Below are 1,178 nucleotides of genomic sequence, written 5' to 3'. Positions count from 1 at the left end.
ACCTTCACCCGGCCGTACTGGTCGCAGAAGATCTCTTCGCCTTCCGGGCCGGTGACCACGGCGCTTTGCGAACCGAGAACCTTGGGCTTCGGGTGATCCAGCGGCGGACGGTACGGCACGTCCCAGGGGATGGCGTTGAAACGGTTGCGATAGCCCTGGTGAAAATCGTCTTTGTTGTCGGTGGTGTCGCTGGTCACCGACTCTTCCAGCACTTGCGGCTGCTTGCCTTCGTGGAAGATTTCAGTGAGCAGCCAGAGGTCGTTCCACGTCGGGTTGGCGTGGTCGGTCAGGGCCAGAAAATGCCCGGTGACCAGAATCGGCTGGTCGCTGTTGCCCTCGGCCAGGCGATAGTCGCTGCGGTGGCGTTCGAGGTTGCGGTTGGCCAGGTGCTTGCCGCGCTCGCGGTCCACGAAACGGCCCGGGTAATCGTAATCTTCCAGGTCCGGCTGGGCGCTGCTCTTGGCGTCGCTTTCCAGCTCGATCTTCGGTTTGACGAAGTCGTAATCGCGCCGCGTAGTGCGGCTGGTGCGGGTGGCCAGGCGCAGGCCGAAACGCTTGACCACCGGCTTGTCCGCCACCAGCCCGGAGTCCTGCTGATAGGCCACGGGCGCGAGTTTCGGGAACACCGTCTGGTCATCGCCGAAGGTCAGTTTGTGGCCGCTGGACGTGTGCTGGAAGTGGTAGTGAATCCCCTCCTCTTCGCACAGGCGCTGGACAAAATGCAGGTCACTCTCGTCGTACTGCGTGCAGTAGACGCGCTCGGGATAGATCGCGCTCAGCTGGAAGTGGTAGTCGCTGGCGAGGATGCCGTGTTCTTCCAGCACCTGGCTGATGATCTGCTGCACGGTCATCTGTTGGAAAATGCGCTGGTTGAAACGGTGCGCGAGGTACGAAAGCTGCGGGCGCAGCGAGATCTTGTAGCGGGTCAGGCGCTTGCCCGCCTCGCCCTGGGCGATGCTGTAGATCAGCCCGTGAATCCCGGTGCCGCTCGGCGACAGCTGAAGAAACGCCAGTTTGTGCAGCAGGCTTTCGAGGTTGATCGAGGCCTTTTCGCTGACCAGTTCCAGCTCGAATTCGAAGGGCGTGTTGAGGGCCTCCCGACCGGTGAACGACAGCACCTGGAAATCGCTGTCCGCGCCATCGATGGTCAGGTTGAAATGAGCCTGGTTGGCCGGTGA

Annotated in this window: 1 protein-coding gene; it reads right to left on the bottom strand. The window is 62.1% G+C overall.

The window, feature by feature from the left end:
• The coding region (gene tssI / locus AC1RMX_RS29660; RefSeq protein ID WP_493073878.1) for a type VI secretion system tip protein TssI/VgrG at positions 1–1,178 on the bottom strand (1,178 nt) is incomplete at both ends.

The organism is Pseudomonas sp. GW822-FHT03F04, assembly GCF_058801405.1.
The sequence above is the reverse complement of the archived record's forward strand: the minus strand, read 5'-3'. Positions and strand labels throughout refer to the sequence as shown.